Raw genomic sequence first — 15,829 nt, 5'->3', positions numbered from 1 at the left:
CGTCGTTTCGCCGCGCTCACTAACGTAGCGCCTTTAATGACGCTACCCCCCGCAGGAGCTTTGCCATGGCCTCGCCAGCCCTCTCACATTTTCTTCCCCGGTTCGGCGTTGCCGCGGCAGTGGCCAGTGCGTTAAGCCTGGCCGGTTGCCAGCTCCAGAGCACCCAGGACACCCTGACACCGGTCGCCGGTGTACAGCCGATCAAAGGCCTGGCACAGAATGTGTCGGTGCGCCGCAATGCCCAGGGCATGCCGTTGATCGAAAGCAACACCTTCCATGACGCGCTGTTCAGCCTCGGCTATGTGCACGCCAGCGATCGCATCACCCAGATGGTCACCTTGCGCCTGCTGGCTCAGGGCCGTCTGGCCGAAATGTCCGGGCCTGAAGTGCTCGATGTCGACCGCTTCATGCGCGCGGTCAACCTGAAAAAAAGCGCCGGCGAGCTGTATAACGCCTCGTCGCCGCGCCTCAAGCGCTTCTTTGAAGTGTATGCCCGCGGCGTCAACGCCTACCTGTTCCGCTACCGCGACAAGCTGCCGCCAGACCTGGCCCAGACCGGCTACAAGCCCGAGTACTGGAAGCCGGAAGATTCGGCGCTGTTGTTCTGCCTGCTGAATTTCAGTGAGTCGAGCAATTTGCAGGAAGAACTGTCGTCGCTGGTGCTGGCGCAGAAAGTCGGCGTCGACAAACTCGCCTGGCTCACCCCAAGCGCGCCGGATGAGCCGATCCCGCTGGATGAAACCGAAAAGCTCAAGGGCGTGAACCTCGGCCAGATCACCGGCCTCGCCGGGTTGGAAGCGGTCGGCCAGCAACTGAACAGCCTCAACGCACTGGCCGTCACCACGTCGAGCAACTGGGCCATCGGCCCGCAACGCGCCCGCAGCGGCAAAAGCCTGTTGGCCGGCGACCTTGCAGCCGCGCCGCAAGCGCCGTCACCGTGGAACTACGTGCAGATTCGCGCCCCGAAATACCAGGCCGTCGGCGCCTCGATTGCCGGCTTGCCGACGCTGTTGTCTGGTTTCAACGGCAAAGTCGCGTGGAGCATGAGTTCGGTCAAGGGCGACACCCAGGACCTGTTCCTGGAAAAGGTCAAACGCCAGGGCAGCGCGCTGTACTACGAGAACAACGGAAAATGGCTACCGGCGTTGGTGCGTAACGAAACCTTCATCGTCAAAGGTCAGCGGCCACTTCGCGAAGTGGTGTACGAAACCCGTCACGGCGCCCTGCTTAATAGCAGCCAGGCGCTGACCAGCGGTTTCGGCCTGGCCTTGCAAACCGCTGATTTTAAAGACGACAAGAGCCTGGACGCCTTCTTCGACCTGTCCCGCGCACAAAACGCCGGCAAGGCCTCGGATGCGACCCGCGAAATTCGCGCCATCGCGCTGAACATGATTTTCGCCGACGCCACCAATATCGGCTGGCAAGTCACCGGCCGTTTCCCCAACCGCCGTGAAGGCGAAGGCCTGCTGCCCTCGCCCGGTTGGGACGCGCGTTTTGACTGGGACGGTTACGCCGACGCGATGCTGCACCCGTATGACCAGGACCCGGCCCAAGGCTGGATCGGCACCGCCAACCAGCGCACCGCGCCGCGCGGCTACGGCATGCAATTGTCCAACTCCTGGGACGCACCGGAACGCAGCGAGCGCCTGGCGCAACTGGCAAATGCCGGCAAGCACGACAGCCGCAGCATGATCGCCATGCAGTACGACCAGACCACAACATTTGCCGCCAAACTCAAAACCATGTTCCAGGCGCCGGGCATGGCCCAGCCGCTGAAACAGGCGATTGATGCACTGCCGGCGCCGGAAGCGAGCAAGGCACGCGAGGCGCTGAACCGCCTGATGGCATTTGATGGTCGCCTCGCACCGACTTCTGCCGATGCGGCGATTTACGAGCTGTTCCTGCAGGAAAGCACCAAGCAGATTTTCCTCGACGAACTCGGCCCGGAAAACAGCGCGAGCTGGAAAGCGTTTATCAGCAACGCCAACCTGTCTTACTCCGCCAACGCCGACCACCTGCTGGGCCGTGAAGACAGCCCGTTCTGGGATGACGTGCGCACCGCGCAGAAAGAAGACAAACCGACCATCCTGGCCCGCAGCCTCGCCGCCGCGATCACTGCCGGCGACAGCCAGTTGGGCGCCGATCACAAGGCCTGGCAGTGGGGCAAGCTACACACCACGACCTGGAAAAACACCAGCGGCCAGGTGATTCGTGGCCCGTTTGCCAGTGGCGGCGACCACAACACCTTGAACCCGGCGCCGTATAGCTGGGGGCAAAGCTTCGACACAACCCAAGTGCCGGCGCTGCGCATGATCGTCGACTTTAGCCAGACCGAACCGATGATGGGCCAGGGCGGCATCGGCCAATCCGGCAACCCGGCCAGCCCGAATTATGCCAATGGCATCGACCCGGCGCTCAAGGCGCAATACCTGAGCTTCCCGATGCAGCCGCAGAACTTCGACAAGGCGTACGGGAAAACGCGGTTGACCCTTACGCCCGGCAAATAACCCGGTTCCTCCTGAAGGAACCGGATAAAAATGTGGGAGCTGGCTTGCCTGCGATGAGGCCGTGTCAGTCACTGATCAAGTGGCTGATGCACCGCCATCGCAGGCAAGCCAGCTCCCACATTTGATCGCATGCATTTAGATAGAACTTCTCAAGTCTCACTCCCCTCATACCTGATAAGCCCACTGCCCACGGCACGCCCATGGACCTTGTCATCGCCCGGCCCGAAGGCCTCTACTGCTCCGCCGGAGATTTCTACATCGACCCCTGGCGCCCGGTGGAACGCTCCGTCATCACCCACGCCCACGGCGACCACGCCCGCACCGGCAACACACATTACCTGGCCGCCGCCCCCGGCGAAGGCATCCTGCGCTCGCGCCTGGGCCAGGACATCAACCTGCAAACCCTGGCCTATGGCGAACAACTGGTGCACCACGGCGTCACCCTGAGTTTTCACCCCGCCGGGCACGTGCTCGGTTCGGCTCAGGTGCGCCTGGAATACAAGGGCGAAGTCTGGGTCGCGTCCGGCGACTACAAGGTCGAGCCCGATGGCACCTGTGCGCCGTTCGAGCCGGTGCGTTGCCACACCTTTATTACTGAATCGACCTTCGGCCTGCCGATCTACCGCTGGCAGCCACAGGCGCAGATTTTTGCCGGGATCAACGACTGGTGGCAGGGAAATATCGCCGCGGGGAAAGCCAGCGTGTTGTTCTGTTATTCCTTCGGCAAGGCCCAGCGCATCCTGCATGGCATCGACGCCAGCATCGGCCCGATTCTTAGCCACGGCGCAGTCGAACCCTTAAACCGTGTGTACCGCGAAGCCGGGATCTACATTCCCGAAACCCTTTACGCCGGAGACTTCAAAAAGACCGACCCGTTGCTGCGCCAAGCCCTGATCATTGCCCCACCTTCGACCGGTGGCAGCACCTGGATAAAACGCTTTGGCGACTACAGCGATGCGTTCGCCAGCGGCTGGATGCGCCTGCGCGGCACCCGCCGGCGGCGCGGTGTGGACCGGGGTTTTGTACTCTCGGACCACGCCGACTGGCCCGGCTTGTTGTGGGCCATTGAACAAACCGGTGCCGAACGCGTGATGGTGACCCACGGCTCCGTCGGCGTGCTGGTGCGCCACCTGCGGGAAAAAGGCCTGGACGCCCAAGGCTTCACCACCGAATACGGCGATGACGAAGAAGAGGCCACCGCATGAAGGCCTTCGCCGAGTTGTACGCCAACCTTGACGCCACCACGTCCAGCAATGCCAAGCTCGCGGCGCTGCAAGCCTACTTTCTACAGGCGCCGCCGGAAGATGCGGCATGGGCGGTGTACTTTTTATCCGGCGGGCGGCCCAGGCAATTAGTGCCGACGCGCCTGCTCAGGGACATGGCCACCGAAGCCTCGGGTATCGAGCCGTGGCTGTTCGAAGAGAGCTATCAGTCCGTCGGCGATCTGGCTGAGACCATTTCCCTGCTGCTTCCAGAATCTTCATACACCTCGCAAGACGGTTTGGCCGTGTGGCTGGAGGAAAAACTCCTGCCCCTGCGTGGTCTCCCGCCGCTGGAATTGGCCGACCGCTTGCCGGCGCTGTGGGCGCAACTGGATCAACCCAGCCTGATGGTGTGTATCAAGTTGATCACCGGCAGTTTTCGCGTCGGGGTGTCTAAATTGCTGGTCACCCGCGCGCTTGCCGCCATGGTCGATCTGGACAGCAAACGCGTGGCCCAGCGGCTGGTGGGCTATACCGATTTGTCCAACCGTCCTACACCTGAAGGCTATCTCAAGCTGATTGCACCCGAATCATGCGACGAACATGCGCAACGTGGCGGGCAGCCTTATCCGTTTTTTCTCGCCCATGGGCTGTCGCAACCGGTGGAGCAATTCGACGCCCTGATCGGCTCGCCCGCCGACTGGCAAGTGGAATGGAAGTGGGATGGCATTCGCGCGCAATTGGTCAAACGCGAGGGCCGGTTGTGGATCTGGTCGCGCGGCGAGGAATTGATGACCGAACGTTTCCCCGAACTCCACAGCCTGGTCAGTGGCTTGCCCGACGGCACGGTTATCGATGGCGAAATCGTAGTGTGGAAGGACGCGGTGCAACCCTTCGCCCTGCTGCAACAGCGCATTGGCCGCAAAACCCTGAGCAAAAAAGTCCTCGACGATGCGCCGGTGGCCGTCCTTGCCTACGATTTGCTGGAGCATGAGGGCGACGACTGGCGCAGCCACACACAAGCCGAACGCCGCGCCAGGCTTGAGCAAGTGATTGCGCAGTGCAACAGCCCGGTGCTGCTGCCATCCCCCTTGCTGACGGGTGAAAGCTGGGCAGACTTGGCGGCACAACGCGAAGCCTCTCGCAGCCTCGGCGTAGAAGGCATGATGCTCAAGGCCCGCGACGGTCTGTACGGCGTGGGCCGCACCAAGGACATGGGCGTGTGGTGGAAGTGGAAGGTCGACCCGTTCAGTGTTGATGCGGTGTTGATCTATGCCCAGCGCGGCCATGGCCGGCGCGCCAGCTTGTACAGCGACTACACCTTTGCGGTGTGGGATGGGCCGGTCGGCAGTGAACGCACACTGGTGCCGTTCGCCAAGGCATATTCCGGGCTGACTGACGAAGAGATGCGCAAGGTTGATGCAATTGTGCGTAAAACCACGGTGGAGAAATTCGGCCCGGTGAGCAGTGTCACGCCGAGCATGGTGTTTGAGCTGGGGTTTGAGGGGATTGCCTTGTCCAAGCGGCACAAGAGCGGGATTGCGGTGCGGTTTCCGCGGATGTTGCGGTGGCGCCAGGATAAGGCTGTTGAGGATGCGGATAATCTGGCCACGCTGCAGGACTTGCTGGCCTGACCCTCCCACCAGAACACTGCACATCCATGTGGGAGCCGGGCTTGCCCGCGATAGCGGTGGGTCAGCCAGAAAGATTCAGTTGACCTTCCGCTATCGCAGGCAAGCCAGCTCCCACACTGGAATCAACATTTGATCCAAGATGGTGCGCTGATTTTTCGATGCCCATTTTCGGGCATCTTCTACACTCAGAACTGCCTTATCCCACCTTTTAAAACGCTCATTCGGAACTATGGTGCAGAAATTGCTACTTGTGATCCGTCTGACACCGTTCAGTAACAGTCCTAAACGCGCCACAAGCGCTTATCTTGGTTTCCAGGGATTACATAATGAAAAAAGCATTGCTGACCCTTTCTGCACTGGCTCTGTGCATGGCTGCTGGCGTCGCTACAGCCAAGGAATACAAGGAATTGCGTTTTGGTGTCGATCCTTCCTACGCGCCGTTCGAATCCAAAGCCGCCGACGGCAGCCTGGTGGGTTTCGATATCGACCTGGGCAATGCGATCTGCGCTGAGCTGAAAGTGAAGTGCAAGTGGGTCGAAAGCGACTTCGACGGCATGATTCCAGGCCTCAACGCCAACAAGTTTGATGGCGTGATTTCCTCGATGACCGTGACCGCAGCCCGTGAAAAGGCGATCGATTTCTCCACCGAGCTGTTTTCCGGCCCGACTTCCCTGGTGTTCAAAAAGGGCGCGAACTTCTCCACGCCTGAGTCTCTGAAGGGCAAATCGGTTGGCTATGAGCAAGGCACCATTCAGGAAGCCTACGCCAAGGCGGTGCTGGACAAAGCCGGTGTGACCACCAAGGCCTATGCCAACCAGGACCAGGTTTACGCTGACCTGACTTCCGGCCGTCTGGACGCATCGGTGCAGGACATGCTGCAAGCCGAACTGGGCTTTTTGAAGTCGCCAGCCGGTGCAGGCTACGAAGTTGGCGCGGCCATCGATGACCCACTGCTGCCGTCCAAAACTGCGGTCGGTATCAAAAAAGGTAACAAAGAGCTGAAGGCCTTGATCGATAAAGGTATCAAAGCGTTACACGATGATGGCACCTACGCCACCATCCAGAAGAAACACTTCGGCGATCTGAACCTGTACAGCGGTAAATAACACCCTGGCGCCCACCGGTTTGCGGTGGGCGCTTTTTTATCGCCATTAGGTCCTGAATTCATGTTTGAAGATCTTTTGCAAACCCTGGGGCTGGGTGCCTTCAGCTTGAAGGGGTTCGGCCCGCTGTTGCTGCAAGGTACGTGGATGACCATAAAACTGTCGGTCGCCTCCCTTGCTGTCAGCGTTCTGCTCGGCCTGCTCGGCGCCAGCGCCAAACTGTCCGGCGTCAAACTGATCCGCATCCCCGCGCAACTCTACACCACCTTGATTCGCGGCGTGCCCGACCTGGTGCTGATGCTGCTGATTTTCTACAGCCTGCAAATCTGGCTGACCGGCTTTACCGACTTTATGGAATGGGACTACATCGAGATTGACCCTTTCAGCGCCGGGGTAATCACCTTGGGCTTCATTTACGGTGCGTATTTCACCGAGACGTTTCGCGGGGCGATTCTCGCTGTGCCGCGCGGCCAACTGGAAGCGGCGACCGCCTATGGCCTCAAACGCGGGCAGCGCTTTCGCTACGTGACCTTTCCACAGATGATGCGTTTTGCGCTGCCGGGCATCGGCAACAACTGGATGGTGATGCTCAAGGCCACCGCGCTGGTGTCGATCATCGGCCTGGCCGACCTGGTGAAAGCCGCCCAGGATGCGGGCAAAAGTACTTATCAGTTGTTCTACTTTTTGGTCATCGCCGCATTGATCTATCTGTTGATCACCAGCGCCTCCAACATCGTTCTGCGCTGGCTTGAACGCCGCTACTCCGCTGGGTCCAGGGAGGCCGTGCGATGATCGAACTTCTGCAGCAATACTGGCGGCCCTTCCTTTATAGCGATGGCCAGCACATCACCGGGCTGGCCATGACTCTGTGGCTGCTCAGCGCCTCGCTGGTGTTTGGTTTTCTGGTGTCGATTCCACTGTCCATTGCCCGCGTCTCGCGCAAGCGCTCCATACGCTGGCCGGTGCAGTTCTATACCTACCTGTTCCGTGGCACGCCGCTCTATATTCAATTACTGATCTGTTACACCGGCATCTACAGCATCGCCGCGGTGCGCGCCCAGCCGATGCTGGATGCGTTTTTTCGCGATGCGATGAACTGCACCATCCTGGCCTTCGCCCTCAACACCTGCGCCTACACCACCGAGATTTTCGCCGGTGCGATCCGCAGCATGGCCCACGGTGAAGTCGAAGCCGCCAAGGCCTACGGCCTGACCGGCTGGAAGCTGTATGCCTACGTGATCATGCCTTCGGCACTGCGCCGCTCGTTGCCCTACTACAGCAACGAAGTGATCCTGATGCTGCACTCGACCACCGTGGCCTTCACCGCGACGGTGCCGGACATTCTCAAAGTCGCGCGGGACGCCAACTCGGCGACCTACATGACCTTTCAATCATTCGGTATCGCTGCGCTGATCTACCTGACCGTGACCTTTGCCCTGGTCGGCCTGTTCCGCCTGGCGGAGCGGCGCTGGCTGGCCTTTCTCGGGCCGAGCCATTAAGGAGTTCGTATGCGTCATCAGGTGCATGAACTGATCGCGCCCGTGCCCGGCACGGCGCGGCAGATTCACAGTTTTCACTTCGGCCCGGAACTGGCCGAAGGCAAGATTTACATCCAGTCGTCGCTGCATGCCGATGAACTGCCGGGCATGCTGGTGGCCTGGCATTTGAAGGCGCGCCTGGCCCAACTGGCGGCGGCCGGTCGGCTGCGCAGTGAGATTGTGCTGGTGCCAATCGCCAACCCGGTCGGGCTGGAACAGGTGCTGATGGACATTCCGCTGGGCCGCTACGAGCTGGAAAGCGGGCAGAACTTCAACCGCCTGTTTGTCGACCTCAGTGATGAGGTGGGTCATCAGGTGGAAGGCTTGCTCGGGGATGATCCGCAGCACAACGTCGAATTGATCCGTACCGCACTGGTCACCGCGCTGGCCGCGCACACCGCCGACACCCAGCTGCAATCCCAGCGCCTGGTGCTGCAACGCCTGGCCTGTGATGCCGACATGGTGCTCGACCTGCATTGTGATTTCGAAGCCGTGGCGCACCTGTACACCACGCCCGAGGCCTGGCCCCAGGTGGAACCGCTGGCGCGGTATATCGGCTCGGAGGCTAATTTGCTGGCTACCGATTCCGGTGGGCAGTCCTTTGATGAGTGTTTCACGCTGGTGTGGTGGCAATTGCAGCAACGCTTTGCCGAGCGCTTCCCGATTCCCATGGGCAGCTTTTCGGTGACCGTCGAACTGCGTGGCCAGGGCGACGTCAACCACGGCCTCGCGGCGCTCGACTGCCAGGCAATCATCGATTACCTGATCCACTACGGCGCCATTGCCGGTGACATCGCGCCCATGCCCGCGCTGCCCTACCCCGCCACGCCGCTGGCGGGGGTTGAGCCTGTGACCACACCGGTCGGCGGCCTGCTGGTGTTCAGCGCCCTGCCGGGTGAATACCTTAGCGCCGGGCAACTGATCGCCGAAATCATCGACCCGATTACTGACCGCGTAACGCCCGTGCATTGCCAACATGCCGGCCTGCTGTACGCCCGTTCGCTGCGCCGCATGGCCACTGCCGGGATGGTCATCAGCCATGTCGCCGGCTTAGAGGCCTACCGCAGCGGCTATCTACTTTCGCCTTGAGGATGCACGCCCCATGTACAAATTGACCGTTGAAGGCCTGCATAAAAGCTATGGCGACAATGAAGTGCTCAAAGGTGTCTCGCTCAAGGCCAGGACCGGTGACGTGATCAGCCTGATCGGCGCCAGCGGCTCGGGCAAAAGTACCTTTTTGCGCTGCATCAATTTTCTGGAAACCCCCAACGACGGCGCCATGACCCTCGACGGCCAGCCGATTCGCATGGTCAGCGACCGCCACGGCATGCGCGTGGCCGACGACGCCGAGCTGCAACGCCTGCGCACACGGCTGGCGATGGTGTTCCAGCATTTCAACCTGTGGAGCCATATGAGCGTGCTGGAAAACATCACCATGGCCCCGCGCCGGGTGCTGGGCTGCAGCAAGAAAGACGCCGAAGACCGTGCCCGTCGCTACCTCGACAAAGTCGGCTTGCCGGCGCGCGTGGCCGATCAATACCCGGCGTTTCTCTCCGGTGGCCAGCAGCAACGCGTGGCTATCGCCCGTGCCCTGGCCATGGAGCCGGAGGTGATGCTGTTCGATGAACCGACCTCGGCCCTCGACCCGGAACTGGTCGGCGAAGTGCTGAAGGTGATTCAGGGGCTGGCCGAGGAAGGCCGCACCATGATCATGGTCACCCACGAGATGAGCTTTGCGCGCAAGGTGTCGAGCCAGGTGCTGTTTCTGCATAAAGGTCTGGTGGAGGAGCAAGGCGCGCCTGAGGATGTGTTGGGCAATCCGAAGAGCGAGCGCTTGCAGCAGTTCCTCAGTGGCAATTTGAAGTAAACCTTTGCGACGCCTGGAGGGTCTCTGAAGGAGAGCCTCCAGAGCGTCAGCTATCGAATGGCAAAACCCGTCGACTTCGCGAAAAAATGGTTCGCCGCCAAAGGCTGGAAGCCGTTCGCCTTCCAGAAAGAGGTGTGGGCAGCGGTCAAGGACGGTCAATCCGGCTTGCTGCATGCCAGCACCGGCGCGGGTAAAACCTATGCGCTGTGGTTCGCCGCCCTCAATCGTTTCGCCCTCACGCGCCCGCCCGCTACCGGCAAACGCAAACCGCCTGCCGAACCGCTGACGGTGTTGTGGATCACACCGATGCGCGCCTTGGCCGCCGACACCGCACGCGCCCTTGAAGCGCCGTTGGAGACGCTCCAGATTCCCTGGGGTGTCGGCCTGCGCACCGGCGATACGAGTAGCAGCGAACGTGCGCGCCAGACCCGTCGCCAGCCCACTGCACTAGTCACTACCCCCGAAAGCCTGACGCTGATGCTCGCGCGTGCCGACAGTGAGGTGAGCCTTGGCCACCTGCGCATGGTGGTGGTGGATGAGTGGCATGAACTGATTGGCAATAAACGCGGGGTGCAGTTGCAACTGGCGCTGGCGCGGCTGCGACGCTGGCACCCGGAGTTAATGGTGTGGGGGATTTCCGCGACGCTGGGTAATCAGGCCCACGCATTGGAGGTTTTGGTCCCACAAGGTGACGGGATCAATGTGCAGGGGCAAACCGCCAAGCAGTTGCTGATCGACACCTTGCTGCCTCCGGTCACCGAGCGGTTTCCCTGGGCCGGGCATATTGGCTTGAAGATGTTGCCCCAGGTGGTCGCCGAGGTGGATTCCAGTAGCAGTTGCCTGGTGTTTACCAACACGCGGGCGCAGTCGGAAATCTGGTATCAGGCGCTGCTGGAAGCACGTCCCGATTGGGCCGGGCTGATTGCCTTGCATCACGGCTCACTGTCGCGCGAGACCCGAGACTGGGTGGAGCGGGCGCTGAAAGACGGCCAGCTTAAGGCGGTGGTGTGCACGTCCAGCCTGGACCTCGGGGTGGATTTTCTGCCGGTGGAGCGCGTATTGCAGATCGGCTCGGCCAAAGGCGTGGCGCGCCTGATGCAGCGCGCCGGGCGCTCCGGGCACGCGCCGGGGCGCCCGTCACGGGTGACGCTGGTGCCGACCCACAGCCTGGAGTTGGTGGAAGCCGCCGCCGCTCAGGACGCCATTGCGCAACGGCGCATCGAGGCCCGCGAATCGCCCCACAAGCCGTTGGATGTGCTCGTACAGCATTTGGTGAGCATGGCCCTGGGCGGTGGGTTTGCGCCTGACGCGTTGCTGTCGGAAGTGCGCGGCGCCTGGGCCTATAAAGACCTCACCGATGAAGATTGGGCCTGGGCGCTGGGGTTTGTGCGCCATGGCGGGCTGTCGCTGACGGCGTATCCGGACTACCGCCGCGTGGAGCCGGACGAGCATGGCATCTGGCGTGTACCGGATGCCCGCCTGGCGCGCCGTCATCGCATGAGCGTGGGCACCATCGTCAGCGATGCCAGCATCCATTTGAAATACTGGAGCAAGGGCGGCGGCGGCAAAAATCTGGGCAGCGTGGAGGAAGGCTTTATCGCTCGGCTCAAGCCGGGCGACGGTTTCCTGTTTGCCGGGCGTTTGCTGGAGCTGGTGCGCGTGGAAAACATGACCGCCTATGTGCGCCGCAGCACCGCGAAAAAGGCCGCCGTGCCGCGCTGGAATGGCGGGCGCATGCCGCTCTCCAACGAGCTGGCGCAGGCGGTGGTCGAGCGCTTCGATGCCGCCGCGCACGGGCGCTTTGAAGGCCCGGAGATGAGGGCCGTGCAGCCGCTGCTGCAGACTCAGTTACGCTGGTCGGGCTTGCCCACGCGCGAAAATTTGCTGGCGGAAGCCCTGAAGTCGCGGGAAGGCTGGCACCTGTTTCTTTACCCTTTCGCCGGGCGCCAGGTGCACCTGGGGTTGGCGAGTTTGCTGGCGTGGAGGGTCAGCCAACGGCAGCCGGTGACCTTTTCGATTGCGGTGAATGACTACGGCCTGGAGTTGTTGAGCGCCACGCCGGTGGATTGGCCGCTGCTGCTGAACGAGGCACTGCTGAGTCCGGATAATTTGCTGGAAGACGTTGCCGCCAGCCTGAACGCAGGGGAGCTGGCCCTGCGCCGCTTTCGTGAGATCGCACGCATTGCCGGGCTGGTGTTTGCCGGCTACCCCGGGGCACCGAAAAGTACGCGCCAGGTGCAGGCTTCCAGCGGTTTATTCTTTGAAGTGTTCAAGCAATATGACCCGCAGAACCTGTTACTGACCCAGGCCGGGGAAGAAGTCCTGCGCGACGAGTTGGATATTCGCAGGCTCGAAGAGACACTGGGCCATCTGGCGGCATTGGCGTTGGACCTGCATGTGATCGAACGGCCGACGCCGCTGGCGTTCCCCTTGCTGGTGGAGCGGATGCGCGAAAGCATGAGTTCGGAAAAACTGTCGGAGCGCATTGCGCGGATGGTCAAGGATTTGGAAAAAGTCGCGGATAACGGGAAGCGCTGATGCACTGTGCAATAACACTTGAGGGTGAGGAGTTATGGTTGCTGGCGGACAAAGCGGTGTATTGGCCCTCACGCAAATGCTTGCTGATTGCCGATGTGCATTTCGGCAAGGCGTCGGCATATCGCAGCCTGGGGCAACCAGTCCCGCAAGGCACTACGACCGAGAACCTGCTGAAGCTGGATCGCCTACTGGGCGCATTTGAATGCGAGCAGATCATCTTTCTCGGGGATTTCCTGCATGGGCCAGGCTCTCACGCCAGCGGCACCCTGAACGCGCTCAGAGGCTGGAGGGAACGCCATCCCGATCTGGCGATGACCCTGATTCGCGGCAATCACGACAAGCGTGCGGGCGACCCGCCGGATGACTTGCAGATTGAAGTGGTCACGGAGCCCCTGCTGATGGGCCCGTTCGCACTGCAACACGAGCCCGATCCGCACGTCAGCCATCACGTGCTGGCAGGCCATGTGCACCCAGTGTACCGCCTGCGCGGCAAGGGGCGACAGAGCTTGCGCCTGGCGTGCTTCCAGATCGGCGCACGGGTCAGCCTGCTACCGGCATTTGGCGCGTTTACCGGGGGATATCAGGTGGAACAGCACGAGGATCGGCAGATCTATATGATCGGCGATCAAGACGTATGGCCAGTCCGCTGACGGACTGACCGTGTCGCCGCCCCCTGTGAATCAAGCGACAGGTGCGGGTGGCGGCTCATCTGGAAGTGTCGGCTCACCGGGCTCGGTGGGCTGCGGATAGTCTTGGTCAGGTTGGCCGGGAATGCCGCCCGTTGCATAGGCAGGGTTGGCCATCAAGGACCAGGCCAGAACACCGATTTGGTTGGGTTCAAGCCGGGCGAGTTCAGCGCTGATTCGCGGGTCGATCTTCATAAGGTACTCCTCAAGCGTGGCTCGACGCGTTTTGCACGCGCCGAGGCAGTACACCCAATAGAGTCACTTCCCGCAGACAAATTCCCTTGGCGTGTAAGACCTTTCGATCAAGCGCGTGGGAGAGTGACGCCGCGCTGGCCCTGATACTTGCCCGCACGGTCTTTATAAGACACTTCACAGGCCTCGTCGGACTGCAGGAACAGCATCTGTGCCACGCCTTCGTTGGCGTAAATTTTGGCAGGCAGCGTGGTGGTGTTGGAGAACTCCAGCGTTACGTGCCCTTCCCACTCAGGCTCAAGCGGCGTCACATTGACGATAATGCCGCAGCGCGCGTAGGTGCTTTTACCCAGGCAGATGGTCAGCACGTCGCGGGGAATACGGAAGAACTCAACGGTACGCGCCAGGGCGAAGGAGTTCGGCGGGATGATGCACACGTCGCTTTTGACATCGACGAAGCTTTTTTCGTCGAAGTTCTTTGGATCGACAATCGCCGAATTGATATTGGTGAACACCTTGAATTCATCGGCGCAGCGCACGTCGTAGCCATAGCTGGACACACCGTACGAAATCACTCGTTCAGCGCCTTCACCGCGGATTTGGCGCTCTACGAAGGGTTCGATCATGCCGTGTTCTTGCGCCATGCGGCGAATCCACTTGTCCGATTTGATGCTCATGGCGGTGTCCTGATAGCGAGGTGGAAAAAACTGTCTGGCATCTTACCGGGGCCGGCGTTGGGGTTCAAAGGGCGCGGGGGATTTCTTGATGAATGCGCCGTTCTCTATAGTGCAGAGCCAGCAGGAACGGGGCTCTGGTTGCATTCCGAGGCGACTGTAAATACCACCGCCAATCACGAATTTAGAGAAACCTTCGGAAATACCATTGGCACATCCGGCAAAAACGGTTAAGGTGACGTCACTGTGTTGCTTGTGTCACTGAGAATCTCTACACGATATGTTGAATTTCGATCCAACCATCTCCAAGAATTTTTCCTGCTCTTTGCACTCAGTCTCGGCCAGGGCTTTTCCTGAGTCGCAGTTAACTTTGTTCAAGGAGTTACACCATGTCTAATCGCCAAACTGGTACCGTTAAGTGGTTCAACGATGAAAAAGGCTTCGGCTTCATCACTCCACAATCCGGTGACGACCTGTTCGTTCACTTCAAAGCTATCCAATCTGACGGCTTCAAAAGCCTGAAAGAAGGCCAACAGGTCTCTTTCATCGCTACCCGCGGTCAGAAAGGCATGCAAGCTGAAGAAGTTCAAGTTATCTAACTTGTACTGACTTAGTCGAAAAAACCCCGCCCTTAAAAGCGGGGTTTTTTTATGCCTGGGATTTGGCTTCGCGCCAACGGAATACCGGGCACAAGAAATGTGGAAGCCTTACTTAATATGGGAGCTGGTTTGCCTGCGATAGCTTCACCCGGGTTTCAAGTTACACCGAGGTGATGCCATCGCAGACAAGCCAGCTACCACACAAGCCTAGCTTCCACATTTATTGTGCATCGTTACTGGAACAACGACTCACTCGACAGGCCATTCTTCTCCAGGATCTCACGCACCCGCTCACGGGTCAGGCCGATTTCCAGGCCTACGTCCTCCAGGGTGCTGCTCTCATGGCCGCGCAGGCCGAAGCGGCGAATCACCACCTCACGCTGCTTGTCTGTGAGTTCCGACAGCCACTGGTCAATGCTTTGGGAAAGATCATCGTCCTGCAACAGTTCGCAAGGATCCGTTGGACGATCATCCGTAAGAGTGTCCAGCAGGGTTTTATCCGAATCCGGGCCCAGCGACACGTCGACCGAAGACACGCGCTCGTTCAAGCCGAGCATGCGCTTGACCTCCCCTACCGGCTTTTCCAGCAGGTTGGCGATTTCTTCAGGCGAAGGTTCATGATCGAGTTTTTGAGTGAGCTCACGCGCCGCCCGCAGGTAGACGTTAAGCTCTTTGACCACATGGATCGGCAACCGAATCGTACGGGTCTGATTCATGATCGCCCGTTCGATGGTCTGGCGAATCCACCAAGTGGCATAGGTAGAAAAACGAAAGCCCCGCTCAGGGTCAAACTTCTCCACCGCCCGGATCAAGCCCAGGTTGCCTTCCTCGATCAGGTCCAACAGCGACAGCCCGCGATTGACATAGCGTCGGGCGATTTTCACCACCAGGCGCAGGTTGCTTTCAATCATGCGTTTGCGCCCAGCCGGATCCCCCTTTTGCGACAAGCGCGCAAAATGGACTTCTTCTTCGGGGGTCAGCAGGGGGGAAAAGCCGATTTCATTGAGATACAGCTGGGTCGCGTCGAGCGCCCGTGTGTAGTCAATGTACTTGTGTTGTTTTAATGCGGTGGAGTTCTTGGATTTGGTACGAACTGAAGGTGCAGCAGCCCCCTCATTATTCGACATCGATTCCATATCGATGGATTCCTCCATAAGGAGAACCTCATCGTCGATGTCAAACTCCGGCGCTTCTTTACTGAGAGCCATTGTTATAGTCCTTTGGTGAGTTCGACCTCAAGCTCAAGCGGCGCCTCTATCCTTGGCAACGCTGGAGCCTGTTCCTTCTAC

At 60.2% G+C, this 15,829-nt stretch carries 14 protein-coding genes; 11 read left to right on the top strand and 3 right to left on the bottom strand.

Translation table 11 applies throughout. From position 1 onward, the window contains the following. Positions 1-65: 65 nt before the first annotated feature. From ACP7A2_RS11925 to pdeM, 10 genes are all read left to right on the top strand, one after another. Positions 66-2,507: a penicillin acylase family protein gene (locus ACP7A2_RS11925; protein ID WP_426134359.1), complete on the top strand. Its 2,442-nt coding sequence runs from the start codon at positions 66-68 to the stop codon at positions 2,505-2,507. A gap of 200 nt (positions 2,508-2,707) precedes the next feature. After that, positions 2,708-3,712: a ligase-associated DNA damage response exonuclease gene (locus ACP7A2_RS11920; RefSeq protein ID WP_426134358.1), complete on the top strand. Its 1,005-nt coding sequence runs from the start codon at positions 2,708-2,710 to the stop codon at positions 3,710-3,712. Next, positions 3,709-5,343, top strand: coding sequence for an ATP-dependent DNA ligase (locus ACP7A2_RS11915; RefSeq protein ID WP_426134357.1), 1,635 nt, complete (start codon positions 3,709-3,711; stop codon positions 5,341-5,343). The genes ACP7A2_RS11920 and ACP7A2_RS11915 overlap by 4 nt, the downstream gene beginning before the upstream one ends. A 326-nt stretch (positions 5,344-5,669) precedes the next feature. After that, complete coding sequence (locus tag ACP7A2_RS11910) at positions 5,670-6,449, top strand: transporter substrate-binding domain-containing protein (protein WP_426134356.1); 780 nt, start codon at positions 5,670-5,672, stop codon at positions 6,447-6,449. Positions 6,450-6,509: 60 nt separating this feature from the next. After that, positions 6,510-7,238 (top strand): ABC transporter permease, encoded by a 729-nt coding sequence (locus tag ACP7A2_RS11905; RefSeq protein WP_426134355.1) that lies wholly within the window; start codon positions 6,510-6,512, stop codon positions 7,236-7,238. Next, entirely contained in the window at positions 7,235-7,945 is a 711-nt protein-coding gene (locus ACP7A2_RS11900; RefSeq protein WP_348058510.1) for an ABC transporter permease, read from the top strand. Before ACP7A2_RS11905 ends, ACP7A2_RS11900 begins: the two co-directional genes overlap by 4 nt. A gap of 9 nt (positions 7,946-7,954) precedes the next feature. Further along, entirely contained in the window at positions 7,955-9,073 is a 1,119-nt protein-coding gene (locus tag ACP7A2_RS11895) for a succinylglutamate desuccinylase/aspartoacylase family protein (protein ID WP_426134354.1), read from the top strand. 13 nt (positions 9,074-9,086) lie between these two features. Next, positions 9,087-9,851 carry an ABC transporter ATP-binding protein gene (locus ACP7A2_RS11890; protein ID WP_016973168.1) on the top strand — a complete coding sequence of 255 codons (765 nt, stop codon included), beginning with the start codon at positions 9,087-9,089 and terminating at the stop codon, positions 9,849-9,851. 57 nt (positions 9,852-9,908) lie between these two features. Next, positions 9,909-12,389 carry a ligase-associated DNA damage response DEXH box helicase gene (locus ACP7A2_RS11885; RefSeq protein ID WP_426134353.1) on the top strand — a complete coding sequence of 827 codons (2,481 nt, stop codon included), beginning with the start codon at positions 9,909-9,911 and terminating at the stop codon, positions 12,387-12,389. Continuing rightward, on the top strand, positions 12,389-13,039 hold the full coding sequence (gene pdeM, locus ACP7A2_RS11880; RefSeq protein WP_426134352.1) for a ligase-associated DNA damage response endonuclease PdeM: 651 nt from the start codon (positions 12,389-12,391) through the stop codon (positions 13,037-13,039). Before ACP7A2_RS11885 ends, pdeM begins: the two co-directional genes overlap by 1 nt. A gap of 30 nt (positions 13,040-13,069) precedes the next feature. Here the strand turns inward: pdeM and ACP7A2_RS11875 are convergent, their stop codons facing one another. Together ACP7A2_RS11875 and dcd are read right to left on the bottom strand one after the other, a co-directional pair. Beyond that, positions 13,070-13,270, bottom strand: a complete 201-nt coding sequence (locus tag ACP7A2_RS11875; RefSeq protein ID WP_426134351.1) for a hypothetical protein — start codon at positions 13,268-13,270, stop codon at positions 13,070-13,072. 107 nt (positions 13,271-13,377) lie between these two features. Then, positions 13,378-13,944 carry a dCTP deaminase gene (gene dcd / locus ACP7A2_RS11870; RefSeq protein ID WP_348058522.1) on the bottom strand — a complete coding sequence of 189 codons (567 nt, stop codon included), beginning with the start codon at positions 13,942-13,944 and terminating at the stop codon, positions 13,378-13,380. 386 nt (positions 13,945-14,330) lie between these two features. Here dcd and ACP7A2_RS11865 point away from each other — a divergent pair, with 386 nt between their 5' ends. Continuing rightward, complete coding sequence (locus ACP7A2_RS11865) at positions 14,331-14,540, top strand: cold-shock protein (protein ID WP_002554837.1); 210 nt, start codon at positions 14,331-14,333, stop codon at positions 14,538-14,540. A gap of 233 nt (positions 14,541-14,773) precedes the next feature. On the opposite strand, the gene rpoS is transcribed toward ACP7A2_RS11865, so the two are convergent. Beyond that, complete coding sequence (gene rpoS, locus ACP7A2_RS11860) at positions 14,774-15,748, bottom strand: RNA polymerase sigma factor RpoS (protein WP_426134350.1); 975 nt, start codon at positions 15,746-15,748, stop codon at positions 14,774-14,776. Positions 15,749-15,829: the final 81 nt, after the last annotated feature.

This window comes from Pseudomonas sp. PWP3-1b2 (assembly GCF_049896045.1).
Taxonomy (GTDB): Bacteria; Pseudomonadota; Gammaproteobacteria; order Pseudomonadales; family Pseudomonadaceae; genus Aquipseudomonas; species Aquipseudomonas antarctica_B.
This window is presented reverse-complemented; position numbering and strand designations above follow the sequence as displayed.